Annotated in this window: 25 protein-coding genes; 10 read left to right on the plus strand and 15 right to left on the minus strand. The window is 61.6% G+C overall.

Annotated elements, in window-relative coordinates; all coding sequences use genetic code 11:
- The 9 genes from rplX to ACQ4MS_RS07070 all read right to left on the minus strand — a co-directional run bounded on the left by rplX (window position 1) and on the right by ACQ4MS_RS07070 (window position 9,059).
- Entirely contained in the window at window positions 1-321 is a 321-nt protein-coding gene (gene rplX / locus ACQ4MS_RS07030) for a 50S ribosomal protein L24 (protein ID WP_122954344.1), read from the minus strand.
- 9 nt (window positions 322-330) lie between these two features.
- On the minus strand, window positions 331-699 hold the full coding sequence (gene rplN / locus ACQ4MS_RS07035) for a 50S ribosomal protein L14 (RefSeq protein WP_007869247.1): 369 nt from the start codon (window positions 697-699) through the stop codon (window positions 331-333).
- Window positions 700-1,092: 393 nt separating this feature from the next.
- Entirely contained in the window at window positions 1,093-2,679 is a 1,587-nt protein-coding gene (locus ACQ4MS_RS07040; RefSeq protein WP_431098662.1) for an FAD-dependent oxidoreductase, read from the minus strand.
- 131 nt (window positions 2,680-2,810) lie between these two features.
- Window positions 2,811-4,541, minus strand: a complete 1,731-nt coding sequence (locus ACQ4MS_RS07045; RefSeq protein WP_431098663.1) for an ABC transporter substrate-binding protein — start codon at window positions 4,539-4,541, stop codon at window positions 2,811-2,813.
- A gap of 85 nt (window positions 4,542-4,626) precedes the next feature.
- Complete coding sequence (locus tag ACQ4MS_RS07050) at window positions 4,627-4,935, minus strand: DUF2160 domain-containing protein (protein WP_431098664.1); 309 nt, start codon at window positions 4,933-4,935, stop codon at window positions 4,627-4,629.
- Window positions 4,936-5,070: 135 nt separating this feature from the next.
- A complete protein-coding gene (locus ACQ4MS_RS07055) occupies window positions 5,071-5,883 on the minus strand; it encodes a carbohydrate ABC transporter permease (RefSeq protein WP_431098665.1) in 813 nt (270 codons plus the stop codon).
- Entirely contained in the window at window positions 5,876-6,769 is an 894-nt protein-coding gene (locus tag ACQ4MS_RS07060) for a carbohydrate ABC transporter permease (protein ID WP_431098666.1), read from the minus strand. The genes ACQ4MS_RS07055 and ACQ4MS_RS07060 overlap by 8 nt, the downstream gene beginning before the upstream one ends.
- Window positions 6,770-6,854: 85 nt before the next feature.
- Entirely contained in the window at window positions 6,855-7,934 is a 1,080-nt protein-coding gene (locus ACQ4MS_RS07065) for an ABC transporter ATP-binding protein (RefSeq protein ID WP_431098667.1), read from the minus strand.
- A 39-nt stretch (window positions 7,935-7,973) separates the two neighbouring features.
- Window positions 7,974-9,059: an ABC transporter ATP-binding protein gene (locus ACQ4MS_RS07070; RefSeq protein ID WP_431099550.1), complete on the minus strand. Its 1,086-nt coding sequence runs from the start codon at window positions 9,057-9,059 to the stop codon at window positions 7,974-7,976.
- Between the two features lie 270 nt (window positions 9,060-9,329).
- On the opposite strand from ACQ4MS_RS07070, the gene ACQ4MS_RS07075 reads away from it, so the two are divergent.
- The 4 genes from ACQ4MS_RS07075 to proC all read left to right on the plus strand — a co-directional run bounded on the left by ACQ4MS_RS07075 (window position 9,330) and on the right by proC (window position 13,744).
- Entirely contained in the window at window positions 9,330-10,097 is a 768-nt protein-coding gene (locus ACQ4MS_RS07075) for a DeoR/GlpR family DNA-binding transcription regulator (protein ID WP_431098668.1), read from the plus strand.
- A gap of 48 nt (window positions 10,098-10,145) precedes the next feature.
- Entirely contained in the window at window positions 10,146-11,639 is a 1,494-nt protein-coding gene (gene glpK / locus ACQ4MS_RS07080; protein ID WP_431098669.1) for a glycerol kinase GlpK, read from the plus strand.
- A gap of 77 nt (window positions 11,640-11,716) precedes the next feature.
- A complete protein-coding gene (locus ACQ4MS_RS07085; protein WP_431098671.1) occupies window positions 11,717-12,901 on the plus strand; it encodes an esterase-like activity of phytase family protein in 1,185 nt (394 codons plus the stop codon).
- Window positions 12,902-12,907: 6 nt separating this feature from the next.
- Window positions 12,908-13,744, plus strand: a complete 837-nt coding sequence (proC, locus tag ACQ4MS_RS07090; RefSeq protein WP_431098672.1) for a pyrroline-5-carboxylate reductase — start codon at window positions 12,908-12,910, stop codon at window positions 13,742-13,744.
- 149 nt (window positions 13,745-13,893) lie between these two features.
- Here the strand turns inward: proC and ubiA are convergent, their stop codons facing one another.
- The 5 genes from ubiA to recG all read right to left on the minus strand — a co-directional run bounded on the left by ubiA (window position 13,894) and on the right by recG (window position 19,210).
- A complete protein-coding gene (ubiA, locus tag ACQ4MS_RS07095; protein ID WP_431098673.1) occupies window positions 13,894-14,766 on the minus strand; it encodes a 4-hydroxybenzoate octaprenyltransferase in 873 nt (290 codons plus the stop codon).
- Complete coding sequence (locus ACQ4MS_RS07100; protein WP_431098674.1) at window positions 14,766-15,290, minus strand: Dps family protein; 525 nt, start codon at window positions 15,288-15,290, stop codon at window positions 14,766-14,768. The genes ubiA and ACQ4MS_RS07100 overlap by 1 nt, the downstream gene beginning before the upstream one ends.
- Window positions 15,291-15,386: 96 nt before the next feature.
- Entirely contained in the window at window positions 15,387-16,385 is a 999-nt protein-coding gene (locus tag ACQ4MS_RS07105; RefSeq protein ID WP_431099551.1) for a LysR substrate-binding domain-containing protein, read from the minus strand.
- 26 nt (window positions 16,386-16,411) lie between these two features.
- Complete coding sequence (locus ACQ4MS_RS07110) at window positions 16,412-16,993, minus strand: hypothetical protein (protein ID WP_431098675.1); 582 nt, start codon at window positions 16,991-16,993, stop codon at window positions 16,412-16,414.
- Between the two features lie 72 nt (window positions 16,994-17,065).
- Entirely contained in the window at window positions 17,066-19,210 is a 2,145-nt protein-coding gene (gene recG / locus ACQ4MS_RS07115; protein WP_431098676.1) for an ATP-dependent DNA helicase RecG, read from the minus strand.
- A 17-nt stretch (window positions 19,211-19,227) separates the two neighbouring features.
- Between recG and queA the strand changes: the two genes are divergently transcribed.
- Genes queA through ACQ4MS_RS07145 form a run of 6 tightly spaced genes read left to right on the plus strand, consistent with a single transcriptional unit; the run spans window position 19,228 to window position 25,930 of the window.
- Window positions 19,228-20,292 carry a tRNA preQ1(34) S-adenosylmethionine ribosyltransferase-isomerase QueA gene (gene queA, locus ACQ4MS_RS07120; RefSeq protein WP_431098677.1) on the plus strand — a complete coding sequence of 355 codons (1,065 nt, stop codon included), beginning with the start codon at window positions 19,228-19,230 and terminating at the stop codon, window positions 20,290-20,292.
- Between the two features lie 41 nt (window positions 20,293-20,333).
- Window positions 20,334-21,497 carry a tRNA guanosine(34) transglycosylase Tgt gene (gene tgt / locus ACQ4MS_RS07125; protein ID WP_431098679.1) on the plus strand — a complete coding sequence of 388 codons (1,164 nt, stop codon included), beginning with the start codon at window positions 20,334-20,336 and terminating at the stop codon, window positions 21,495-21,497.
- Complete coding sequence (locus tag ACQ4MS_RS07130) at window positions 21,497-22,750, plus strand: glycosyltransferase family 9 protein (protein WP_431098680.1); 1,254 nt, start codon at window positions 21,497-21,499, stop codon at window positions 22,748-22,750. The genes tgt and ACQ4MS_RS07130 overlap by 1 nt, the downstream gene beginning before the upstream one ends.
- Window positions 22,750-23,274 carry a GtrA family protein gene (locus tag ACQ4MS_RS07135; RefSeq protein WP_431098681.1) on the plus strand — a complete coding sequence of 175 codons (525 nt, stop codon included), beginning with the start codon at window positions 22,750-22,752 and terminating at the stop codon, window positions 23,272-23,274. Before ACQ4MS_RS07130 ends, ACQ4MS_RS07135 begins: the two co-directional genes overlap by 1 nt.
- Complete coding sequence (locus ACQ4MS_RS07140; protein WP_431098682.1) at window positions 23,261-25,066, plus strand: ArnT family glycosyltransferase; 1,806 nt, start codon at window positions 23,261-23,263, stop codon at window positions 25,064-25,066. The genes ACQ4MS_RS07135 and ACQ4MS_RS07140 overlap by 14 nt, the downstream gene beginning before the upstream one ends.
- 51 nt (window positions 25,067-25,117) lie before the next feature.
- Window positions 25,118-25,930 (plus strand): distant relative of cell wall-associated hydrolase, encoded by an 813-nt coding sequence (locus ACQ4MS_RS07145; RefSeq protein WP_431098684.1) that lies wholly within the window; start codon window positions 25,118-25,120, stop codon window positions 25,928-25,930.
- A 20-nt stretch (window positions 25,931-25,950) separates the two neighbouring features.
- Here ACQ4MS_RS07145 and ACQ4MS_RS07150 read toward each other — a convergent pair whose 3' ends face one another.
- Complete coding sequence (locus tag ACQ4MS_RS07150; RefSeq protein WP_431098685.1) at window positions 25,951-26,394, minus strand: hypothetical protein; 444 nt, start codon at window positions 26,392-26,394, stop codon at window positions 25,951-25,953.
- Window positions 26,395-26,595 lie beyond the last annotated feature (201 nt).

Here is a 26,595-nt window from a genome sequence, read left to right on the forward strand (position 1 = left end):
TTATGCAGCCTTGATTTCTTCGCCGCTGGACTTGAAGACGCGTACTTTTTTGCCGTCTGCCAGGAGCTTGATGCCAACACGATCCGCCTTGCCGGTAGCGGCATTGAAGATTGCCACATTCGACTGGTGAATCGGCATGCTTTTTTCGACGATGCCGCCGGTGGTGCCCTTGAGGGGATTGGGCTTGGTGTGTTTTTTCACCAGGTTGATCCCATCCACCAGCACATAGCTGTCGTCTTTGCGCAGCGAAATCTTGCCGCGCTTGCCTTTGTCGCGACCAGCGATCACGATGATCTCGTCGCCTTTACGGATTTTGTTCATGGCGAGTCCTTACAGAACTTCAGGAGCCAGGGACACGATCTTCATGAACTTTTCAGTGCGCAGTTCGCGCGTCACTGGTCCGAAGATGCGGGTGCCGATGGGCTCCAGCTTGGCGTTAAGCAACACTGCTGCGTTGCCGTCGAATTTGACAAGGGAGCCGTCACCGCGGCGGATGCCTTTGGCGGTGCGAACAACCACAGCACTGTAAACCTCGCCTTTTTTGACGCGGCCACGCGGAGCGGCTTCTTTGATGCTCACCTTGATGACGTCACCAACGCTGGCATACCGGCGCTTGGAGCCGCCCAGAACCTTGATGCACATCACGGACTTGGCACCCGTGTTGTCAGCAACATCGAGCTTGGATTGCGTTTGAATCATTTAAATGTGTTCCCAACTTGCACCGGAAGGCAACCCCTTGGGATCACCGACCAATCAGTCTTGGGCCTGTCGTCCACACCGCAAACCACTTGCAATGCTTCCGTTAGGCAGAATTCCTCGCTTTTTAGAGCGAAGCCCACGATTATGACTGAGTGCAAAGCCACTGTCAACCGCTTGTTGTGAAAATATCCCCACAATAAAGCGGCGAGCCATCCAAAGCCCGAAAAACCGCCGGCGCGGCCCTGCGCCTTGGGTTTGCGCAGGGCGCAGATTTTTGGCATTAAATATGGCTGCGGCCCAATATATTTGGGCGCCAATAGCTATCAAATAGATAGCAAATCCTGTCCAGAGAATCAAATCCTGACCCCTCCGAGGGAGGCAACCCGCAGCAGATCAGGCTGGCAGGCTGAGGTATTGACCACACAGCGTCAGGAATTTATCCAGTTGGGGATCCACGCCGTTTTCCTGCTGCAGCAGGATGGCCACTTCCGGTGCCAGGTTTCTGGCCAGTGCCGCGTCAAGGAACAACAGGCGCGAACGCCGTGCCAGCACATCTTCCACGGTGCGCGCATATTCATAGCGGGCAGCGAAACGCACCATGGCTTCTGTCAGGCCACCACCCAGCTCGTGACTGGCGCCCGGCAGGCATTCCATGGCGGCAGCCTCGCTGCCATAAAGATGAGCTCCCGGCGCCTCACTGATCTTGCGGCTCGAGTTGTGAGCGCCAACTAACTTTAGATGCGTAGTAGCACCGGCCCCCCGCGCCGGCAACAAGGCCGCACCAAAACATTTGTCCAGTACGTCTTCCGCCATCGCCCGGTAAGTGGTCCATTTCCCTCCCGTCACCGTGACCAGGCCGCTTTTGCTGACGATCACAGTGTGCTCACGCGACAGCGCCTGGGTACTTCCTGCCTCCTCGTCCGGCGGCTTGACCAGTGGCCGTAACCCCACCCAGATGCTTTTGATGTCAGCCGGGCCGGGCGCACGGCTCAAGTAGCGGGCCGATTCACGCAGGATGAAGTCCACTTCTTCCCGGAAAGGCAGTGGCTCGCGCGCCAGGTCGTGGCGTGGCGTGTCGGTGGTTCCGAGGATGGTTTTACCCAGCCAGGGCACGGCAAACAGCACCCGGCCATCCGCCGTCTTGGGTACCAGCAGGGCGTGGTCGCCGGGCAGAAACGATCGGTCCACCACAATATGAACACCTTGGCTGGGCGCCACCATAGGCTTGGCATCGCGCCCTATGGCTTGCCCATCCTGCAGCCGCAGCTGGTCCACCCAGACGCCAGCCGCATTCACCACGCAACGGGCCCTGATCTCAAATGCCTGTCCTGTTTCCTGGTCCCGCGCATGCAGGCCGACCAGCTTCCCGTCCTCATGGATCAGGCCCGTGGCCGCACAGTAGTTCACCAGCAACGCACCCTGGCGGGCCGCGGTGCGGGCCAGCGCCAAAGCCAGCCGTGCGTCGTCAAACTGGCCATCCCAGTACTTGACACCGCCTTTGAGATCGTGCGCCTGCACCGTCGGCAGGCAGGCCAGGGTTTCCTGGCGGTTCAGGAATTCCGTGGCACCCAGGCCCGCCTTGCCGGCCAGCGCGTCATACATCTTGAGCCCGATACCGTAGAACGGAGCTTCCCAGAATTTGTACGAAGGCATGACAAAAGGCAATGGCTGCGCCAGGTGCGGCGCATTGGCCAGCAGCGTCGTACGTTCGTGCAAAGCTTCGCGCACCAGGGAAATATTGCCCTGCGCGAGGTAACGCACCCCGCCATGCACCAGCTTGGTGGCGCGCGATGATGTTCCCTTGGCAAAGTCGTGCGACTCGACCAGCACGACGGAGAATCCACGGGCGGCCGCATCCAGTGCAACCCCCAGGCCGGTAGCGCCGCCGCCAATGATTGCGATGTCGTAATGCTGCGGCTCGGCGAGCCGGGCCATCAAATCCTGGCGCCGCGTTTGCGCAGGCGCTAATTCAGTCGTCATGGGCCTTGTTTCCCGTTTCCATACAAACCCATTGATAAAAATGCGCCGAGCTTACCCCGGCGCTTGTTGCATTAACCTGAATCCCGAAAAAAAAGGGCCGTGCAGCACTTGCGAACTGCACGGCCACGGGATCAGCGTACTTTTCCGTCTTTCCAGGCCTGCAGCAACTTGTCGTAGTTGATGGTTTCGCCTTTGGGCTTTTCATTGGCCAGTTTGGCCCAAGGCGCCGCCTTGTCGCTCAGCCATTTGGCGGGGTCGCCCTTGGGGTTGAGCTTGGGCGGGCACTTGGCCATGCCGGCACGCTCGAGTCGGCCCATCACATCGTCCATTTCATTGGCCAGTGTGTCCATGGAGGCCTGCGGTGTCTTCTCACCGGTCACGGCCTGCGCCACGTTCTTCCACCACAGCTGGGCCAGCTTGGGGTAGTCGGGAACGTTGGTGCCGGTCGGCGACCATGCCACACGGGCTGGGCTGCGGTAGAACTCCACCAGGCCGCCCAGCTTGGGCGCCATGTCCGTCATCGCCTTGGACTGGATGTCCGACTCACGAATCGGCGTGAGGCCGACGATGGTCTTCTTCAGCGACGTGGTTTTGGCGGTGATGAACTGCGCGTACAACCAGGCGGCCGCCGTTTTGTTCTCGTCGTGTGCGGCGAAGAAGGTCCAGCTGCCGACGTCCTGGTAGCCGTTCTGCATGCCCTGTTTCCAGTAAGGGCCGTTCGGGCCGGGCGCCATGCGCCACTTCGGCGTGCCATCAGCATTCACGACCGGCAAGCCCTTCTTGGTCATGTCGGCGGTAAAAGCCGTGTACCAGAAGATCTGCTGGGCGATCTGCCCCTGGGCAGGCACCGGGCCGGCTTCACCGAAAGTCATGCCGGTGGCTTCCTTGGGCGCGTACTTCTTCATCCAGTCCACATACTTGGTCAGCGCATAGACGGCGGCTGGCGAGTTCGTCGCACCACCACGGGCTACCGAGGCCCCAACGGGCGTGCACTTGTCGGCCCCCACGCGAATGCCCCATTCGTCGATCGGCAGGCCGTTGGGCGCACCGATGTCGGCGGTGCCGGCCATCGAGAGCCAGGCATCGGTGAAACGCCAGCCCAGCGAGGGATCCTTTTTGCCGTAGTCCATGTGGCCATAGATCGGCTTGCCGTCAATGGTCTTCACATCGTTGGTGAAGAACTCGGCAATGTCCTCGTAGGCACTCCAGTTCAGCGGCACGCCCAGGTCATAGCCGTACTTGGCCTTGAACTTGTCCTGCAGGTCCTTGCGCGCAAACAGGTCGGCGCGGAACCAATACAGATTGGCGAACTGCTGGTCGGGCAGCTGGTAGAGCTTGCCGTCAGGGGCGGTAGTGAACTTCGTGCCGATGAAGTCCTTGAGATCCAGGCCTGGATTGGTGTATTCCTTGCCCTTGCCAGCCATGTAGTCGGTCAGGTTCAGCACCTTGCCGTAGCGGTAATGGGTACCGATCAGGTCGGAGTCGGAAATCCAGCCGTCATAAATCGACTTGCCGGACTGCATGGAGGTCTGCAGCTTCTCGACCACGTCGCCCTCCTGGATCAGGTCGTGCTTGACCTTGATGCCGGTGATTTCCTCGAAGGCCTTGGCCAGCGTCTTCGATTCGTACTCATGGGTGGTGATGGTCTCGGACACCACCGAGATTTCCTTCACGCCCTTGGCCTGCAACTTCTTGGCGGCATCGATGAACCATTTCATCTCCGCCAGTTGCTTGTCCTTGGCCAGCGTCGAAGGCTGGAATTCGTTGTCAACCCATTTCTTGGCCGCCGCCTCGTCGGCCCAGCTGGGGCTGGCCATGGCACACACTGCGGCCACTGCCAGGGCCGTATAACGCATCTTCATGATTTGTCTCCTCATTGGTTCACTCCCCGTGGTTGAAGGCTTGTTCGGCTCCGGGGAATATGAGCCGGGTTCCTTTTTCTGACTTCTATCCCTTGCGCATGACGAACGCGAGCAAAGCCATCGACAGCAAAAAACTGATCCAGATCGACGGGTCGCCCTCCAGGCCCAGCCACCCGGCCAGCTTGCCGCTGATGCCCACAAAGATAAGATTGAGGTACGCAGCACTGAGCAGACCGATAAAAAGCCGGTCGCCGCGGGTAGTCTCCAGCGGCAAAAAGCCGCGCCGCATCGTCGTCGGCGACTTCAGCTCCCACACCGTCATGCCCACCAGCATCAGCACAATGCAGGTAAAGAAAATTGCCACGGGCGTCGTCCAGGCCATCCACTCAAACATGGGCTCCCCCCCGTGCGCCTGCGGCGCTCCCCCTCAAGGGGGCGCCGCTAGCGGCCTGGCAAAGCCAGTTCCGCGGCGGCCGCTTGATAGGTCCAATGATGGTCATAAGGTCTTCTCCTTTTCTTTCGCACGGGGTCATACCCTGCCCATTGCGAAGCCTTTGGCGATGTAGTTGCGCACAAACCAGATCACGATGGCGCCCGGCACGATGGTCAATACCCCCGCCGCGGCGAGCGTGGCCCAATCCATGCCGGATGCCGACACCGTGCGTGTCATGGTCGCGACGATGGGTTTGGCGTTGACGCTGGTCAGCGTACGTGCCAGCAACAGCTCCACCCAGCTGAACATGAAGCAGAAGAAGGCCGCCACGCCAACACCGGCCTTGATGAGTGGCAGGAAGATGCGCACGAAGAAGCGTGGAAAGGAATAGCCGTCGATATATGCCGTCTCATCAATCTCGCGCGGGATGCCGCTCATGAAACCTTCCAGGATCCACACCGCCAGCGGCACGTTGAACAGCAGATGCGCCAACGCCACGGCGATGTGCGTGTCCATCAGCCCCACTGTGGTGTAAAGCTGGAAAAACGGCAGCAAAAACACCGCCGGCGGCGTCATGCGGTTGGTCAGCAACCAGAAAAATACGTGTTTGTCGCCCAGGAAGCTGTAACGCGAAAACGCGTAGGCTGCCGGCAGCGCCACCGTCACCGAAATCACCGTGTTGATGGCCACATAGATCAGGCTGTTGATGTAGCCCGAATACCAGGACGGGTCGGTGAAGATCGTCTTGTAGTTGTTCCAGGTGAAGTGCTGGGGGAAGAATGAGAAACTCGACAGAATTTCAGCGTTTGTCTTGAAGCTCATGTTGACCATCCAGTAGATGGGCAACAGCGCGAAAACGATGTAGGCAACCAGGAACAGCGTGCGCGCCTGGAATTTGGGCTTATTCATTGCCACCCTCCTTTTCCTGCGTGCCCACGCGCTGCATCCAGTTGTAGAGAATGAAGCACAGCAACAGGATGATCAAAAAGTAAATCAACGAGAAAGCCGCCGCCGGTCCCAGGTCGAACTGACCGACGGCTTTTTGCGTGAGGTATTGCGAAAGGAAGGTGGTCGCATTTCCCGGCCCGCCGCCCGTGAGCACAAAAGGCTCGGTGTAAATCATGAAGCTGTCCATGAAACGCAGCAGCACGGCAATCATCAGAACGCCGCGCATTTTTGGCAGTTGGATGTAGCGGAACACCGCGAATTTACTGGCCCCGTCAATGCGCGCGGCCTGATAGTAAGCGTCCGGGATGGAGCGCAGGCCGGCGTAACCCAGCAGCGCCACCAACGGCGTCCAATGCCACACATCCATCAACAGCACCGTCACCCAGGCATGCACCGCGTTGCCGGTATAGCTGTAGTCAAACCCCACTTTTTGCAGCATGGCACCCAGGAGCCCGATGTCGGCCCGGCCATAGATCTGCCAGATCGTGCCCACCACATTCCACGGGATCAACAGCGAGAGCGCCACCAGCACCAATACCAGCGAGGCTTTCCAGCCTTGGGCGGGCATAGACAGCGCCAGCGCGATGCCCAGTGGAATTTCAACGGCCAGCACCGCCAGCGAGAAGGTGAGTTGCCGCCATAACGCCGCATGAAGTTCTTCGTCGCGCATCACCGATGCAAACCATTCCGTACCGACAAACACACGTCGCTCCGGCGAAATGATGTCCTGCACCGAATAGTTAACCACCGTCATGAGCGGCAGAATGGCAGAAAACGCCACGCAAATGATGACTGGCAACACCAGCAGCCAGGCCTTCTGGTTCACCGGTTTAGTCGTTGTGCTCATGGATTTACCCCCACGCTTGTCACTGCGTGTACTGCGCTGCCCCCCGAGGGGGCCGGAGCTTGCTTGAAGCGGTTCTGCGCTGCGCTCATACATCCACCAATTCGTCGTTGAGATACAGGCAGGTATGCGGCCCCATGACCTGCAGCCAAACCTCTTCCCCCACCTGTGGCGCGCGGGAGGCCGGATTCAAACGCGCCTTGAGCGTGTGCTCGCCAATCCGCGCCGTCAGCATCAGATGTGTGCCGATGTCCTGCACCAGCGTGACAGTAAAAGGCAACGCCGCCGGATCGCCTGCCGCCGTGTTCACCACGTATTCAGGACGCACGCCCAGCTTGAGTTCGCCGTCTGGCATGGCACGCTCTTGCGGCAAGGCCAGGGGCCGGCCCGCGACACGCAGTGCACCATCGGTAACCGTGGCCGGCAAGAAATTCATACCCGGCGAGCCAATAAAGTGCCCCACAAACGTGTGGCGAGGCCGTTCGAACAGCGCGTCGGCAGAGCCGGTTTGCACCGCACGGCCGCGGGTCATGACCACCACCTCCTCGGCAAAGGTCAATGCCTCCACCTGGTCGTGCGTGACGTAAATCAGGGTCAGCTTCAGTTCATGGTGAATCTGCTTGAGCTTGCGCCGCAGCTGCCATTTGAGATGCGGGTCAATCACCGTGAGCGGCTCGTCAAACAGCACGGCAGATACATCAGGCCGTACCAAACCGCGGCCGAGCGAGATTTTCTGCTTGGCGTCCGCCGCCAGCCCGGCCGCACGGTGATTCAACTGGCCACTCATGTCCAGCATCTCGGCGATTTCACCGACGCGTTTTTTGATCTGGTCTTCCGGCACCTTGCGATTGCGCAGCGGAAAGGCCAGGTTCTCCGCCACCGTCATGGTGTCGTAGATCACCGGGAACTGAAACACCTGTGCGATATTGCGCTGCTGCGGCGAAGCATGCGTCACATCCACACCGTCAAATTTGACCGTACCCTGCGACGGCACCAGCAGACCCGACATGATGTTGAGCATGGTGGTCTTGCCGCAGCCCGAGGGGCCCAGCAGCGCATAGGCGCCGCCGTCACGAAAGCTCATGGTCAACGGAAGCAGCGCGTAGTCGCTGTCCTCCCGAGGGTTGGGCCGGTAGGCGTGGGCCAGATCAAGATCAATACGCGCCATAAGACCTCCACAATGCAGCCGCCGGCGCAAGAAGATGCTTCATGCGGATCCCCCTTTGCGCTCAGGCGCCAGCAACAGGGTGCCGGTCGCGTCAAACACATACACCTGCGCCGGACTGAGAAACAGGGTGATGGGTGCGCCCAGCTCGAAGTAATGCACACCGGTCAGTTGCGCCACAAGCTCGCCCACCGCCGTGGCGACGTGGACAAACGTGTCGGAGCCGGAAATTTCTGCGAGTTCGACCTTTCCCGGCAACGCTGCATCGCCTTCACGCGCTTCGACGCGCAAGGCACTGCCGCGAACACCGGCCGTGAGGGTTGCGAGGTTTTGCGCCGGCGCATCAGGCAAGTCCACCGCCAGGGTCGGGCCTGCAGCCAGCTGCAGGCCTTGCGCGGCCGGCAGCGCCGCCATCAGGTTCATGGGCGGGTCACTGAAAGCCCGGGCCACGCGCAGCGAGCGTGGCGAGTGGAATACCTCGGCCGTCGGGCCGTACTGCAGCAATTCACCGCCATCCATCACTGCGGTGTAGCCGCCCAACAGCAGGGCTTCGCCAGGCTCGGTGGTGGCATAGATCACGGTGGAATCGCCAGCCGCAAAAAGCTGGGTCAGCTCTTCACGCAATTCCTCGCGCAGTTTGTAGTCCAGATTGACCAGCGGCTCGTCCAGCAGCATCAGGGGAGCACCCTTGGCCAGAGCGCGCGCCAGGGCCACCCGCTGTTGCTGCCCGCCTGACAGCTCCGCCGGATAACGATCCAGGAACATCTCGATATGCAGACGCTCTGCCAGTTTGCGCACTGTCTGGTCAACGTTCTTTTCGCCGCGCAGCTTGAGAGGTGAAGCGATGTTGTCCGCCACCCGGAGCGAAGGGTAGTTGATGAACTGCTGATAGACCATCGCAACGTTCCGTTCGCGAACCGGCATGCCGGTCACGTCGGCTTCATTGACCAGGACTTTGCCTTGCGTGGGAACATCAAGGCCCGCCATGATGCGCATCAGGCTGGTTTTTCCAGCCTGCGTTGCCCCCAGCAGCACAGTGACTTCACCGCTGCGCGGCGCAAGGCTCATCTCATACAGCCATTGCTCGGCGCCCACCTTTTTAGTGATGTGGTCCAGGGCCAGCTGCATCATCGCGCTCCCCTGTCAAGCCGGGCTGAACAGCCGTGTTGTACAGAGACAAGGACGCCAGATGGCGTCCCTGCCCGGCACACGGCAAACAGAAAACGTGACGAAGTAAACAAAGAAAAACACTCCCGGCGAAACTTTTGGGTGAAACTGGGTGAAGTTCGATTTTTTTCTATTTTTCTTCTTTTGTGTTTGTTTTATCTAATTGTTTTCCCTAATCGGTTTCCTTTTGTTTCGATATAAAGTTTCTACATCCTCCAGAGTCGGACCCGCGTGAACTCCAACCCCAGGCAAATCAAACTTCTTGACGTTGTGCGAACCCATGGCTCGGCCTCCGTCGAGCAGCTGGCGGAAAAACTCGACGTCACCCTGCAGACCGTTCGGCGGGACGTACAGCGGCTGTCCGAGGCAGGCCTGCTCACACGCTTTCACGGCGGCGTGCGCATGCCCAGCTCGACCATTGAAAACATTGCGCACCGCCAGCGCGAAAGCCTCAACGCCGAGGGCAAGGCGCGCATTGCCCAGGCGGTGGCGAGGCGGATCCCCAATGACTGTTCGCTGATCCTGAATATCGGGACGACCACCGAGGCCATCGCCAAGGCGCTGCTCGGCCACAAGGGACTGCGCGTCATTACCAACAACCTCAATGTGGCGGCCATACTCTGCGACAACACCGACTGCGAGGTCATCGTGGCCGGCGGCGTGGTGCGCGCACGTGACCGGGGCATTGTGGGCGAGGCGGCGGTCGACTTCATCCGCCAGTTCCGGGTCGACATCGCCGTCATCGGCATCTCCGGGATTGAGTCCGACGGTTCGCTGCGCGACTTTGACTACCGAGAAGTCAAGGTTGCCCAGACCATCATTGAGCACGCACGCGAGGTCTGGCTGGCAGCCGACAGCAGCAAGTTCAACAGGCCCGCCATGGTGGAACTGGCCACGCTCTCCCAGATTGACCGGTTGTTCACCGACCTGCCCCCACCCGAGCCCTTTCCGGCCTTGCTGGCCGAGGCTGACGTCAACTGCGAAGTCGCCCACCCTTGATCCCACCGCACTTGTGCGCCGCCGGCCCCTTTTCATACACTCCAGCGCATGACCTACCTCCTCGCCCTTGACCAGGGGACCTCCAGTTCCCGCAGCATCGTGTTTGACGAACACGGCCACATAGTGGCCCTGGCCCAGCAGGAGCTGCCGCAGATCTACCCCAGGCCAGGCTGGGTCGAGCACGACTTGATGGAAATCTGGCGCACCCAGCTGGCCACGGCGCGCGAAGTGCTGGCCAAAGCCAACATCAAGGCCAGCGATATCCGTGCGCTGGGCATTACCAACCAGCGCGAAACCACCGCCGTCTGGAACCGCAAGACCGGCCAGCCGGTCCACCACGCCATCGTCTGGCAAGACAGGCGCGCCGAAGCCACCTGCGCCGCCTTGCGCGAACAGGGCAAGGAAAGCCTGATCCAGTCCAAGACCGGTCTGCTGATCGACGCCTACTTCTCCGGTACCAAACTCAAATGGCTGCTCGACAACGTGCCCGGCGCGCGCACGCAGGCAGAGCGCGGCGAACTGGCTTTCGGGACCATCGACAGCTGGCTGATGTGGCAGCTCACGGGCGGCACGCTGCATGCCACCGACGTCAGCAATGCGTCCCGCACCATGCTGTTCAATGTGCATACCAACCAGTGGGATGCCGAGCTGCTGGACTTGCTGGGCATCCCGGCCTCGCTGATGCCCAGCGTGCTGCCTTCGAGTGCGCGTTACGCAGAGGTGCGTCCCGAGTTGCTGGGCCATGCCATCCCTATCGGCGGCGTGGCCGGCGACCAGCAAAGCGCCCTCTTCGGCCAGGCCTGCTTCAAGGCCGGCATGGCCAAAAATACTTACGGCACGGGCTGCTTCATGCTGATGCATACCGGCGGGCAATTTCAAACTTCGCACAACGGGCTATTAACCACCAGTGCAGCGCAGGCGACTACAGAAACCCGGTTCGCCATCGAAGGCAGCGTGTTCGTCGGCGGCGCGGTTGTGCAGTGGCTGCGTGACGGCCTGCACGCCATCAAGGGCAGCGCCGAAGTGCAGGGCCTGGCCGAAAGCGTGCCCGACTCGGGCGGCGTGATGATGGTGCCGGCCTTCACCGGCCTGGGCGCGCCCTACTGGAAACCCGACGCGCGCGGCACCATCACCGGGCTCACACGCGGCACCACGGTGGCCCACATCGCGCGCGCCGCACTGGAAAGCATCGCCTACCAAAGCGCGGCCTTGCTTCAGGCCATGAGCCGCGACGCAGTGAGCGCCGGCGCCGCGCCCGTGGCCGAGCTGCGAGTGGACGGCGGCGCTTGTGTCAACGACCTGTTGATGCAGTTCCAGGCCGACTTGCTGGGCATCCCGGTGATTCGGCCGGCCGTGATCGAAACCACTGCGCTGGGTGCAGCCTATCTGGCGGGGTTGTCCAGCGGTGTATACAGCAGCATCGACGAACTCTCCGGCATGTGGCGCGCCGAGCGCAAGTTCTTGCCCACACTGGGTGCGGACCGGGCCGCCGCGCTCATGGAGCAGTGGGAACGCGCCGTCCGGCAAACCGTGCTGCAGTAGGCGCGCCCTGCCCCGATACGGGCTGCGTGCCCTGCCTTGTCACATTCCCCACAAACGCGGCCGCTAGACTTGGCCGCATGAATGCGTATGCCACAACACCCTCAAGGCGCCGGCTGGTCTTCGGAGCCGGCGCGGCGGCCGTCCTGGGCCTGGCCGGCTGCGGAGCGCCGCAGCCGGTGGCCGCGTCCACTCAGCTGGCGCCGACGCGCCTGCGCCTGATCGGCGAGTCCCGCATCGCGCACCGCCTGCAATTCCAGGGCACCACGGTGGGCGGGCTCTCGGGCATTGACTACGACGCCGCCAGCGGCCTGTATTACCTCGTCAGCGACGATGGTTCCAACATCAACCCCGCCCGGTTTTACACCGCACGCATCGCGCTGGGCATGAACAGCCTGGGTCCACCGGAATTGTTGGGCGTCACCCCCCTGCGCCAGGGCGACAGCAGCACGTATGCCGCTGCATTGCGGGGCATCCAGGCTCCCGATCCGGAAGCGATCCGCTGGCGCTCCGATAGCCAGACGCTGCTGTGGATTACTGAGGGGCATTCCCTGACGGGCGTGGCACCGGAGCTGCGCGAAAGCCGGGCTGACGGGACACTGGTTCGCGAATTTACGCTGCCGGCCATGTTTGATTTTCATCTCACCCGGGGGCCGCGCATCAATCGGGCACTCGAAGGCCTGGCCCTGACACCCGATGGGAAGACAGCCTGGATCGCCATGGAAAGCGCCATGCGCCAGGATGGCCCCATGCCCACGGTGCAGGCACCGGGCGGACCTTGCCGCTTCACCCAAATTGATCTTGCCAACGCGAAAGTATTGCGGCAAATCGCCTACGTTCCCGACGCCATTCCGCGCGCGCCTGTCGCGCCGGCCACCCAAGCCGACAACGGCGTGGTGGAAATCCTGATGCTCGATGCGGACCGCATGCTGGTGCTGGAGCGGGCTTATATGGCTGGCTGGGGCCCGGAAAGGGGTAATTCGCTGCGCCTGTACCTCATCGACACCCGGCAGGGTTCCGATACGCTGGCAACGCCCGCCCTGCAGGCTGGCGCCTGGCGCGCCGCGGACAAAACCCTCATTGCCGACTTCTCCGCCTTCACCGGTCCAGGCCCCGGCCGGCGGCTGGAGCGCCTGGACAATACCGAGGGCATGGCTTGGGGCCCGGTGCTTCCGAACGGAAACCGCAGCCTGGTCTTCATTAGCGACGACAATTTCAGCTCCCGGCAAATCAGCCAATGGCTGGCCTTTGAATTTTTGGACTGACAACGCATGACACCCACCTCTCTCGCAAACAACGGGCACATCGCCTTCATTGGCGGCGGCAACATGGCCAGCGCCATCATTGGCGGCCTGATCAAGCAGGGCTTGCCCGCCGGCCAGATTCAGGTCGTTGAGCCATTCGCCGAGCAACGCGCCAAGCTGACGCAGCAATTCGGCGTGCAGGTCCATGAAGCGCCGGGCGCGTCGCTGGCCACCGTTGGCCTGGTGGTCTGGGCCGTCAAGCCGCAGACCTTCAAGGACGCGGCGCTGCAAACGCAGCTTCATACCAAAGCTGCGCTGCACCTGAGCGTGGCGGCGGGCGTGCGCTCCAGCAGCATCGCGCACTGGCTGGGTACGCACCGGGTGGTGCGCGCCATGCCCAATACGCCGGCGCTGGTGGGCAAAGGCATGACGGCGCTGTTTGCCCGGACTGCCGCCACCAACACCGATCGGCTGACGATCGAAAAAGTTATCCAGCCCACGGGAGATTACCTGTGGCTGGCGGACGAAACCCAGCTGGACGCGGTCACCGCACTGTCCGGCTCGGGCCCGGCCTATGTGTTTTATTTCATCGAAGCGATGATCGAGGCCGGTACCGACATGGGCCTGCCGCCCGCGCAGGCGCGCCAGCTCGCGATCGGCACCTTTGTGGGCGCTTCAGCCCTGGCGCAAGCCTCCGATGAGCCGCCCCAGGAGTTGCGCGCGAGGGTCACTTCCAAGGGCGGGACAACCTATGCGGCACTGACTTCCATGGAACAGGACCGCGTCAAGATGCAGTTCATGCGTGCCATTCACGCTGCCCGGCAGCGCGCCGCCGAGCTGGGTGATGAATTTGGCGTCGGCTGAGATTTAGAGGCTAAATAGCCGTTAGCCCAATTAACATTGGCGCATGTTGCTATGCTTTTAATAGCGAAATGATCCTGGCGCAGTCTGATCGCAGACGCTACCCAAAAAGCCCGCGAAGCGCGGGCTTTTTTCATGGATGGGGTTTCGCATCAACGGCCCAGGTAAGACAGCGCAATCCCCGCAAACACCGTAAAACCCAGCCAGTGATTCAGGCGGAAAGCCTTGAAGCAGTCGTCGCGTTCCCGTTTGCGGATCAGCCAGCCATGCCACAGTGCTTGCGCCAGGGCCACTCCACTCGCTATCAAATAAATAGCTGACTGAACAATGCCCATAAGGACCCAAGCCCAAATTGACAAGTAAAGGAGGTAGCAGAGCATGACGCCTGCAACGTCAAAACGCCCCAGCGTTATGGCCGAAGTTTTCATGCCTATCTTGAGGTCATCGTCACGGTCCACCATGGCGTATTCGGTGTCATAGGCGATCACCCAGAACAGGTTACCGAACAGCAGTACCCAGGCCAGCATCGGTACCCGCGACTGCACAGCGGCAAACGCCATCGGAATGCCGAAGCTGAAGGCAACGCCCAGCACTGCCTGCGGCATGGAAACATAACGCTTGGCATACGGATAGACCAGCGTGACGGCCAGCGCGGCAAATGACCAGGCGATGGCGGCGGCGTTGGTGGTGAGAACCAGGCCAAAGGCGAGCAGCGCCAGCACCGCGCCGACGATAAGAGCCTCCCGCACCGACACAGCCCCGCGAGTCACGGGCCGTTCTGCGGTGCGCTTGACGTGGCGGTCAAACTCCCGGTCAGCCACGTCGTTGATGCAGCAGCCCGCGCTGCGCATCAGGATGGTTCCCAGCGTGAACACTGCGATGAGATGCCAGCCCGGAAAGCCATGCGACGCAATCCAAAGCGCCGACAGCGTGGGCCAGAGCAGCAGCAACCAGCCCGCGGGACGGCTCCAGCGAACGAGCTGAAGGTAGAGGCCGAGCTTTTGCTTCAGCAAGCCAGAGGACATTACTCTTCGAGCAACGAACGCAGCATCCAGGCCGTCTGCTCATGCACCGTGAGGCGCTGCGTCAGCAAATCGGCCGTTGGTTCATCGCTGGCCTTGTCGGCCAGCGGAAACAGTTCGCGCGCGGTACGTGCCACAGCCTCATGGCCCTGCACCAGAATGCGCACCATCTCCAGTGCTTTGGGCGGCACCACCGGCACGTCCGGAATGGAAGCCAGCTTGCTGAACTGGGCGTAGGAGCCCGGTGCGGGGTGGCCCAGCGAGCGGATGCGCTCCGCCACCGGGTCGACCGCGGCCCAGAGTTCGGTGTACTGCGCCATGAACATCAGGTGCAGCGTGTTGAACATCGGCCCGGTCACGTTCCAGTGGAAGTTATGGGTGGTGAGGTAGAGCGTGTAGGTATCGGCCAGCAGGCGGCTCAGCCCCTTGGCGATTGCCGCGCGGTCTTTTTCGCTGATGCCGATATTGATGGCAGGTGCAGGCTTTCCGGTGGTTTTGCCGGCTGGCTTGGCAGAAGACTTGGCCATGGTGTTTCCTTTTTTAAAAATGCAGGGGTAACTTTAACTTTACGAAATCAGGGTGAGGGCCGCAGCGGCCGCCCGCAATACCCGACACAGACGGGCTCACGACAGGCGAATAACCCCGGGTAACTCGCAAGCGTAAATTGCGTTGCGCAATGCGGCAATGGCCTCATAACGCGTGAAGCTGCGACGCCAGGCCAGCACTACGCGCCGACTCGGCACATCGCCATCAAACGGCAGGTATTTGATGAAGGATGGCTGCTCTGCCGCGACCTTGCTGCGGCCTGCGACAGTTTTCCCCTTGGCAGGCTTTTTGGCCGCAGCCTGTTCGGCCAGTGCCTCTTTGGGCACACCGAGTCGGGGCACCAGCGTGATGCCCATGCCCGCCGCCACCATGTGCTTGATGGTTTCCAGCGAGGAGCCTTCAAAGCTTTTGCTGATGCCTTCAGCGCTGCTGGAAAAGCGCGCAAATTCGGGACAGACCTCAAGCACATGGTCGCGGAAGCAATGGCCGGTGCCGAGCAGCAGCATGGTTTCCTTCTTGAGTTCCTCGGCCGTCACGCTCTTGCGCGACGCCAGCGCATGGGCGCTGGGCACCGCCGCCATGAAAGGCTCGTCATACAGGGGCGCAATGGCCAGGTTGGTGTCGGGAAAAGGCTCGGCCAGGATGGCGCAGTCAATTTCCCCGGTGCGCAACTCTTCCAGCAGCTTGACCGTGAAATTTTCCTGAAGCATCAGCGGCATCTGGGGCGTGTGGGCAATGGCCTGTCGCACCAGATCCGGCAGCAAATAGGGGCCAATGGTGTAAATCACGCCCAGCCGCAGTGCCCCGGCCAGCGGATCCTTGCCGCGCTTGGCGATTTCACGGATGTTGTCGGCCTGCTCGAGCACGCTCTGAGCCTGTCGCACGATTTCTTCGCCCAGAGGCGTCACGGTGATTTCGTTGGCGTTGCGCTCGAAGAGCTTGACCTGCAGCTCTTCTTCCAGCTTCTTGATGGCCACGCTGAGCGTGGGCTGCGAGACGTGGCACGCATCGGCCCCTTTGCCGAAATGCTTTTCCCGGGCAACGGCAACGATGTATTTGAGTTCGGTCAGCGTCATGGCGTCTCGCGATTCCAGGCTTTCGCCTATTTCCACTTACCCTGGTTCTTATAGTCCACGTCGGCAACGACACCTTGGACATCAAACACCACCATCAGGGTTTTTTGGCTAGGCGTGAAACCCCTCATCTCCTGGTAGTTGTATATCGCGGCACGGCCTGCCGGCTGTTTGATCACCGGAAAAATCGCCTCGCCTGGCGCAGGCCCGAACAGGGTATTGACCTGGGCCACGGTGGTCTTGCCGACCTCAACCAAGGGAACCTTGCTCTCGTCGAAATCGGTGGCGTCATCCTTCATGTTGGACAAATAGGCCTTGGAGACCAGTTTGCCCTCACTGAACACCAGGGTCAAGGCATAAACCGGCGTCACGCCCGCGGTCTTGGCCTGACCGCCCATGGAGGCGTAGGCATATCCCAGCGTGCGGATCTGCTTGCCATTGGACAGGCCGCTTGCCTCCTGGAAGGGTTTGCCCAAGCGAGCCATCACCTCCTGTTCGGTGGTTTTTCCCAATGTCAGCTCGCTGTCGGCTGGTCTCACGAATTTTGTCCCGGCACAGCCTGTCAAGGTTACAGCCAGTGCCAGAGCGGCGCATTTGGTCATCCAGTTCATTCGTCTTCCCTCTCTTTGTCTATTAGTGAAGTGTTGTTGAAATCATTTTTGCCTGCCCCGTTGGCCGATCACTCAAGCCTTGAGGTATTCCGATTTTCCACCCAACCAGCGGGCGATGTGCAAATTTGCCAATGGCCGGTAGTGATCCAGCATTCTGGGTGCCAAATCCCTTGCCCAGTCCAGCCATTGCGTGTCCACCGTGAGATCCGCGAAACGCAGCAATGGCGCTCCCGACTGCCGCGCCCCCAGGAATTCGCCGGGCCCGCGGATTTCCAGGTCACGCCGGGCGATTTCAAAACCATCATTGGTTTGCGCCATGGCCTTGAGGCGTTCGCGTGCCATTTCGCCCAGCCGCGAAGATTCACCGGTCGAATACAGCAGCACGCAGGCAGAAGCCGCCGCACCCCGTCCCACCCGCCCGCGCAGCTGGTGCAGCTGGCTGAGGCCAAAGCGCTCGGCGTGCTCAATCACCATCAGTGAGGCATTGGGCACGTCCACCCCGACCTCGATCACCGTGGTGCTGACCAGAACGCCCATTTTCCCGGCGGTGAAAAGACCCATGACGGCTTTTTTGTCGGCAACCGGCATACGTGAATGCAGCAGCCCCACGTTGACGCCGGGCAGTGCCGCGCTCAGCGCTTCGTGTGTCTGTGTGGCATTGACCAGGTCGATGGACTCGCTTTCCTCGATCAACGGACAGACCCAGTAAATCTGCCGCCCTTCAGCCAGCTGGCCACGGATGCGCGTAATCACTTCATCACGGCGCGCATCGCTCACTACCTTTGTCACGATAGGCGTTCGGCCGGGTGGAAGCTCGTCGATGGTGGACACATCCAGGTCAGCGTAATAACTCATCGCCAGCGTGCGCGGAATCGGTGTGGCGGTCATCATCAAAAGGTGTGGCTCCTGCCCGCCTTCGGTCATCTTGCTGCGCAAGGCCAGCCGCTGCGCCACGCCGAAGCGGTGCTGCTCGTCGATGATGGCAAGTGCCAGGTTTTTGAACTTCACCTTGTCCTGGATCACGGCATGCGTGCCTATCACCAGGCCCGCCGCGCCGCTTTCAATCAGCGCCAGCATCTCGCGCCGCTCCTTGGCCTTCTGGCTGCCGGTCAGCCAGGCAGTTTTGATGCCCAGGGGCTCAAGCCAGCCGATCAGCTTGCTGAAATGCTGCTCGGCCAGGATTTCCGTGGGCGCCATCAGGGCGCACTGCCAGCCTGCGTCAATGCATCGGGCTGCGGCCCGGGCCGCCACCACCGTTTTGCCGGCGCCCACGTCGCCCTGCAGCAGACGGTGCATGGGAATGTTTTTCTTCAGGTCGGCCTCGATCTCGTTGCACACGCGCTGCTGGGCGCCCGTGAGGCGAAACGGCAGGCGCTCGAGCAACTGCTCCTCCAGCGTGCACTGCGTGCCGCGCATCGCCGGGCCGGTGAGCGCCGGCGCGCGCATGGCGGCGCGTATGCGCCTGGCCTGCAATTGCGACAGCTGCTGTGCCAGCAGCTCCTCGGCCTTCAGGCGCTGCCAGGCCGGGTGGCTGCGATCTTCAAGCGTGGACAGCGCCACATCCGGCGTGGGGTGGTGCAAAAACTGTAGCGCGTCGCGCAGGTTCCATAGGGACTGCGGCATGTTTTTGCTTAAAAATTCCGCCGGAACCGTCTCACGCAGATCGGCGCGCGCCAGGCCGCTGAGCACCGCCTTGCGCAGATAGTTCTGCGGCAGGCCGGCCACGGTGGGGTACACCGGCGTCAGCGCCCCCGGCAACTCGCCGCCCGCCAGCCTGAAGGCGGGGTGAATCATTTCACGGGCCACAAAGCCGCCGCGAATCTCGCCGCGCACCCGAACGCGGGCGCCCACGCTGAGCGTCTTCTGGTGGGCCGGATAGAAATTGATGAAGCGCAACACGCAGGTGCCGCTGCCGTCGTCCACGGTCACCCGCAACTGGCGGCGCGGCCGAAAGGCGATGTCGCTGTGTGTCACCTCGCCTTCTATTTGCACCAGGTCGCCATCGCGTGCATCGGCCAGCCGCACGATGCGGGTTTCGTCCTCATAACGCAGGGGAAGGTGCAAGGCCAGGTCGATGTCGCGGCGCAGGCCCATTTTCTCGAGCGCTTTTTGCGCGGGGGATTTGGGCGGGGCTTTTGCAGCCAGCGGCCGGAGCGCACCCCTGTCCCCGGCCTCGGGCGAGGCGGCTTTTGGGGCGGAGGCACCAGGTGGCGACATGGGACAATTGTGCCTTCATGAAGAAGACTCATTTCAGCCTCAGCGATTTTGATTTCATACTGCCCGCAGAACTCATAGCCCAACACCCCGCGGCCCAGCGCAGCGCGTCGCGCCTGCTTGACGGCCGGGACGACCCGCCTGTGGACCGCCGGTTCACCGAGCTTCCCGGCTTGCTGCTGCCGGGCGACCTGCTGGTCTTCAACGACACCAAAGTCGTCAAGGCGCGGCTCTTCGGCCAAAAGGCCAGCGGCGGAAAACTCGAACTGCTGATCGAGCGTGTGCTATCGCCCCATGCGGACGAAGGCCATGAAGTCGCCGCCCATATGAAGGTCAGCAAGAAGCCTCTGCCGGGCGCGGTGCTGCAGATGGACGGCGGCTTTACCGCTACCTTGCTGGGCCGCTGGCCCGAAGAAAGCGGGCCGCTTTATCGCTTCCGCCTGAGCAGCGACCCGTATGCGTTGATGGCGCAGCACGGCCATGTGCCGTTGCCGCCCTACATCACCCACACGGATTCCGCCGACGACGAGCAGCGCTACCAGACGGTGTTTGCCAAAAACCCTGGCGCCGTGGCGGCGCCCACGGCCGCGCTGCATTTTGATGAGGCCGTGCTGGCCGAGCTGGAGGCGCGCGGCATCCGGCGCGCCAGCGTAACCTTGCACGTGGGTGCAGGCACTTTCCAGCCGGTCAAGGCCGAAAACATTGCCGACCACACCATGCACTTCGAACGTTTTGAGGTCCCCCCCGCCACGCAAGAAGCCATCGCGGCCTGCAAGGCGCGCGGCGGCCGGGTGGTGGCGGTGGGCACCACCACCGTGCGGGCGCTGGAGTCCCACGCCAAATTCGGCCCGGACTGCAACGACACCAATATCTTCATCACACCCGGCTTTGAGTTTGCCGTCGTCGATCTGCTGCTGACGAACTTTCACCTGCCCAAAAGCACACTCATGATGCTGGTCAGCGCGTTTTCGGGCTACGAACACATCATGGCGCTGTATCGCCACGCGATTGCGGAGCGCTATCGTTTTTTCAGCTATGGCGACGCCATGCTGCTGGCGCGCAAACCCCCATTGGTACGCGCCTGAGGCCGTCTGAATCTCCTGCGCACACCTGCGACAATCCCAAGATGCTCGAATTTGAAGTTCTGAAGACCGATGCCCCGGCCGGCGAAGGGGCCGGCGCCTACCTCGGCTCCTATGCCCGGCGCGGCAAGCTGACGCTCAACCACGGTGTGGTGCAAACCCCCATCTTCATGCCAGTCGGCACATACGGCACCGTCAAGGGCGTGATGCCCCAATCGCTGCACGACATGGGCGCGCAAATCATCCTGGGCAACACTTTTCATCTCTGGATGCGTCCCGGCCTCGATGTGATGCAAAAGTTCGGCGGCCTGCACAAGTTTGAAAGCTGGAACAAACCCATCCTGACCGATAGCGGCGGCTTCCAGGTCTGGTCGCTGGGCGAGATGCGCAAGATTTCCGAAGAAGGTGTGAAGTTCGCGTCGCCCGTGAACGGCGACAAGCTCTTTTTGACGCCTGAAATCTCGATGCAGATCCAGACCGTGCTCAACAGCGACATCGTGATGCAGTTCGACGAGTGCACGCCGTACGACACCAAAGGCCATATCACCACCGAAAGCGAAGCACGCAGCTCGATGGAGCTGAGCCTGCGCTGGGCCAGCCGCTGCATCGCCGAGTTCAAGAAGCTCGAGAATCCCAACGCGCTCTTCGGCATCGTGCAGGGCGGCATGTTTGAAAACCTGCGTCAGGAATCGCTGGATGCGCTGGTTGAGCTCGACCTGCCGGGCTACGCAATCGGCGGTGTGAGCGTGGGCGAGCCCAAGGAAGAGATGCAACGCATCATGGCGCACACGCCGCATCGCCTGCCAACGAACAAGCCGCGCTACCTGATGGGCGTCGGTACACCCGAAGACCTGGTCGAGGGCGTCGCGGCCGGCGTCGACATGTTCGACTGCGTGATGCCGACCCGCAATGCGCGCAACGGCCACATGTTCACCCGTTTCGGCGACCTGAAAATCCGCAACGCGCGCTACAAGACCGAGGACCAGCCGGTGGACGCAACCTGCAGCTGCTACACCTGCAAAAACTTCTCGCGTGCCTACATGCACCACCTGGACCGCTGCGGCGAGATGCTGGGACCCATGCTGTCGAGCATCCACAACCTGCACTACTACCTCAACCTCATGCAGGAGATCCGCGATGCGCTTGATGCGGGGCGCTTTGGCGAATTCGCTGCGCAGTTCCGCGGCGACCGGCAGCGGGGGGTGTGATGAACATCAACCTGCAACGCTGGATAGACCGATGGGCGGGCATTCCGCTGTGCGCGGCTGTGTCGGGCATTGATGCGGCCATGCGCCGCTTCCGCAGGGACGACAGCGCCGACAAGGCGCCGCGTGCCATCGTGGTGATTTTGTTGTCTGAGATGGGCAGCCTGGTGCTGGCGCACGAGATGTTTGCGCGCCTGAAGCAGCGCTACCCCGACGCACCATTGCATGCGCTGCTCTTCGGGAAAAACCGCGAGATCCTCGACCTGATGAAGGTCGTGGATCCGGCCAACGTGCACACGGTCAATGACAAATCGCTGGGCGGGCTGCTGTCGAGCCTGTGGAAGGCGATTGGCGAGCTGCGCCGGGCGAACGTCGATGTGGCGATCGACTGCGAGCTGTTCTCGCGCATCAGCAGCCTGCTGTCGTATGCCAGCGGCGCGCGCATCCGCGTGGGTTTTCACCGCCATACGCAAGAAGGCCTCTACCGCGGCTCGCACATCAACCGCCCCGTGCCCTACAACCCCTATCACCACATCAGCGCGCAGTTCCTGACGCTGGCGCGCGCGATTGATTCGACTGCCGTACCGAAGTCAAAGCTTCCGGCCAACATGGCGGCGACTGGCATTGGCAAGCCGCCGCCGCACGTGCAGCTGGACGCGGCACGGGTGCCCGGCATCCAGGCCCGCCTCGCGCAAGACTTCCCCACGGTCGCTAACAAGCCCCTGGTGCTGGTCTACCCAGGCGGGGGCATTTTGCCGATACGCGCCTGGCCATTGGCTTCCTACACCGCCCTGTGCGAGGGCCTGGTGGCCGACGGGTGTGCAGTGGCCGTCATTGGACTGAAAGACGACCAGGCTCTGGCACAACAGCTCGTGGCCAATGTGCAAATGGCCTTCCCGGGAAGCCCCGTAATTGACCTGACCGGTTATACCCGGTCCATTTCCGAGCTGCTGGCGCTCTTTCACGTAGCGCGCCTGCTGGTCACCAACGACGGCGGGCCGGGGCAGTTCGCTGCGTTGACGCCCATCTGGACGCTGATGCTGTTCGGCCCCGAGACCCCTGGCCTGTATGCGCCACTGACGCCGCAGTGTCATTCGTTTTACAGCCACTGGCCCTGTTCTCCCTGCCTGACCGCCTACAACCATCGTTCGTCCTATTGCGACGGCGACAACCAGTGCCTGAAGGTCATTGAGCCAGCTGCCGTTCTGGCCAAAGCGCGAGAATGCCTGGCGGCCCCGATGACAGCCAACGCCTGATGCCAACACTCAGATCCATTGCAGAGGCGGTCATCAGCCGCCTCCCTGCGCGCCTTCAGCCGATGGTCCGCTGGCGTTTCATCAAGTTTGGCGTGGTTGGCGCCAGTGGCACGGTGGTCAACGTCGCCGTGCTGTACGTCGCGCAGGAATTTTTGTTCAGCTGGATCGTGGATTTCCACTCGCGGCTCAACTACTCCATTGCGCTGGCGATCACCGTCGCCACGTTCAACAACTTCTACTGGAACCGGCGCCTGACCTGGCGTGACCGCAAGCATGAAGTGCATCACTCGGCGCTGTTCCTGTTTTCCAAGTACGTGATGGCTGCCGGGCTGGCCATCGTGCTGCAGTCGTTGCTGACAAAATGGCTAGCCCTGCATATGCATTACCTCCTGGCCAACGTTCTGTCGATTGCGCTGTCCAGCGTGTGCAATTTTGTGGCCAACGACCGCATGACGTTCCGCCGCCGCGCCAAGATGGTGAGCCCCGACGAAGAACCTTCACCTGATACCCATGACAAGCCTTGAGTCACTGAAGAACCACTTTCCCGTCCATCGCCTCTGGATAGGACTGGCCCTCCTGGTAGCTCTCGGTTATTTATTCGGCCTCGGCGGTGACCACATCCCGCGCAATGGCGACGAGCTCGTCTATGCCCACATCGCGAAGTTGACGGCAGAAACCGGAAAATGGCTGCCGCTGGTCAGTTCGTATGACTTCATGCGCAATACCAAACCGCCTGTGCTGTTCTGGCAGGCGATGGTGGCTGGCGGATGGGGAGAGCACTGGACGCTGTTAAACCTACGGCTGCCCAGCGTGGTGTACACCTGGGGAATTGCGCTCATGGTGGGGCTGCTGACCTGGAAGACCGTCCGGAACACGGCAGCCCCCCTTGTCACTGGCACGGAAGATCCCGCAGACCGGATGCATTCAGCCGGAAATCACCACCACGCCCTGACCATGGGCGCCATCGCGACCATCGTCTACCTGTCTTTCTTCACCACATACCGCTATGGCAGGCCATATCTCACCAGCGCGCCTGAAACCTTCTGGCTGTTTGGTGTGCTGTTTGCCATTGCCTGGGCGCCGACAAGACTGATGGCCTCGCGCTGGAAGTTCCCGCTGCTGGCCGGGCTGGCCATTGGCATGGGATGCCTCTACAAGTCTTTCGTCATGGTGGTGCCGGTCGGGTTTGCACTCGCCCTGTGCTATCAAACTCTGGGCGCGCGAAAAGCACCGTGGCAAATATTTCGCCCCGGCGTTGTGGCCGACGGCGCCAAGGTCGCTGGCATTTGCATGCTGGCATTGGCCATTTTCGGCTTGTGGTTTGCCATCGATCCACAGCCCGGAGAGGTCTGGCGCGAGTTCGTCGTCGGCGAAAACGCCGGCAAGTTGAACTCGTCGCGCGGCTATTTCGCCATAGCTTTCAGCGGCAGCAGCGGCCTGCTGACGATATTGACGGGCTATTTTTCCAACGCCCTCTTTCTGCTGCCCGTTGCTGTAGGCTGTTGTGTGGCGGCGTGGCGGGCCTGGCGGCAACGCCAGGGCACTGGCACGGCCATCAGTGATGCCGAAAAAGCCATGTGGATATGGATGCTGGCCTTTGCGCTGGTGTTTATGGTGCCCACCCAGCGCTCCACCCGCTACCTGATTCCCGCCATGCCGGCGCTGGCCGTGCTGATCGCACTGTACTGGGAGCGCATCTCGCGCATCTGGTTCAGCCTGACTTTGCTGCTGTGCCTGGGTGGCGCGCTGGCCATGGGACTGATTGCCTTTGGCGGCCTGCGGGCCACGCAGGATTCCTGGCTGTATTCACCGCTTTACTGGTTCTTTATAGGGGCTCTTGCGGTGGCATGCATCGCCGGCATAGCCAGGCGCGAGCTCACGCGACCGGTCGCAGCGCTAAGCAGCTTCGCCGTGCTCTTTGCGCTGGCATGGGTGACGTCGCCCTTCAACGGCGACATGGGCCACTTCCGTCCCGAAACCGACGCATTGCTCAAAGGCCAGCCCATTTCGGTGCCGAGCAACTTCAACGGGCACTTCGAGCGTTACGAGTTCATCATCCCGGGCGCCAAGATCGTTCCCTACTTTGCCGCTCAACCGGTGGACTACCAAGACGTCGATGCCCTGTTCAAGAATACGCGCTACGCACTGGTGCAGCGCCGGGTGGGTGAAAAACCCTGCGACGGTTGCCGCATCATCGACACCCGCTGGGACCTGCGTTCACGGCAGGACGAGAGGGAAGGCACGTTGGGCGCATTCAAATCGCCCGAAACGTTCTGGTATGCCCGCGAATACCTGGTCGAGCGCGCCGCGCCATGAGCGCGCTGCTTGCTTTCCTGATTTCATCGCCGTATTTAACTGGACCGACGCATGCCTAAACCTTCACCACAAGCCGCGATGGCCCGATTTCTGTCGTCGATGACTGTCCTGGGCACCTTGCTGCTTGCCCTCGGCGGTTGCGCCACGGCCATCAAGCCGCATGCGGAAACCGGTGCACCGATGCTGGGTTTTCAGAATAAAGCCCTTCACCCGGGCAACGGTGGAGAGCTGATCGCACCCGACGTCCTGATGCCAGGCGACATCATCCTCACCGCCGAAAACGGTCTCAACTCGGTAGGCATTCGCCTGATCACACTCTCGCCCGTCAGCCATGCCGCGATTTACATGGGCAACCAGCAAATCGCCGAAGCCGTCGGTTCGGGCATACGCATTCGAAGCATGGATGCCATGCTGGGCGACGAAGCGACGGTAGTGGCCTTTCGCCACCCGGACCTCACCGCGGGGCAGGCTGTCCGGATCAACACCTTCGTAGCCGGTCATGAAGGCAAAAAATACAACTACCTCGGCGTGATGCTGCAAGCCCCTTTCGCACTGGAGCGGCGCCTGTGCGAGCTGCCGCTGGTGCCTTCCCTGGTGAGGGACTTCTGCATTCGCGGCATCGCGGCTGTGCAGCTCGGGCTGGGCCGCAACGACCAGTTCTTCTGCTCGCAGTTCATCCTGGAGGCCTATCGCAGCGCGGGCCTGCCGCTCACCGATGCCGACCCGCGCCTGATCAACCCCGGCGACCTGCTGCACATGCGGGAGGGCGATGTGCCCTCCATCATGATTCACAAGCCGCTGAAGTACGTGGGCCATCTCAAGGCGGCCCCACTGATGGTGGCAGCGGAGCAACTGAGGCAATAGTCAGCTCGCCTGCCGGCTGATCAACCACCCACGTGCATCGTGAACTGCGCCCCATTGGACAGTTTGCACTGCCCGGTTCCCAGGGTGGACGAGTTCATCTGGTAGCGGCAGCTGATGTAGCTGCCGCGGTTGCCCGAGCCATTGGCCACACCTTCACGCGTTGAAGAGCCCGCAATGCGCGTGGCTTCACCGGTAAAGCTCTCGCCATTGATGTTGGTCGTGAAGGTCCCGCGCCCGTTCATGTCGTTGGTTACCACCGCGCCCACCATGCCGTAAACCTTGGCGGCATCGTTGGCCGGGTACAAGCGCGCCGCGAAGGTCGTGCTGGCCGGCATGGCCGGCGTGACATACACAGTAGAAGTGACCGGATGAGCGGGCTGAACCGGCACGACGTAGCAGCCCGTCAGTGCCACCGTACCCAGCAAGGCCGCAGCCACGGCCTTGCGGCGTGAAAGGCGTGCCATGCGTGATATGGAAAACAGGGTCGAATCGATCTTCATAAATTACCCGAAGGCCCAAGCAAATGCTTGTGAACGCAGTGTGGGGCGTGATGACCGAAAAGTTTCTTCTAAAGATACAAGGCTACTTGCAATGTACGAAAAGGATCGCCAAAAGATACTTCACCGAAAATCGGCATCCCCGTGACAGGCATCACGCACCAGGCT

The sequence above is a fragment of the Polaromonas aquatica genome (assembly GCF_050626995.1).
Classification (GTDB): Bacteria; Pseudomonadota; Gammaproteobacteria; order Burkholderiales; family Burkholderiaceae_C; genus Polaromonas; species Polaromonas aquatica_A.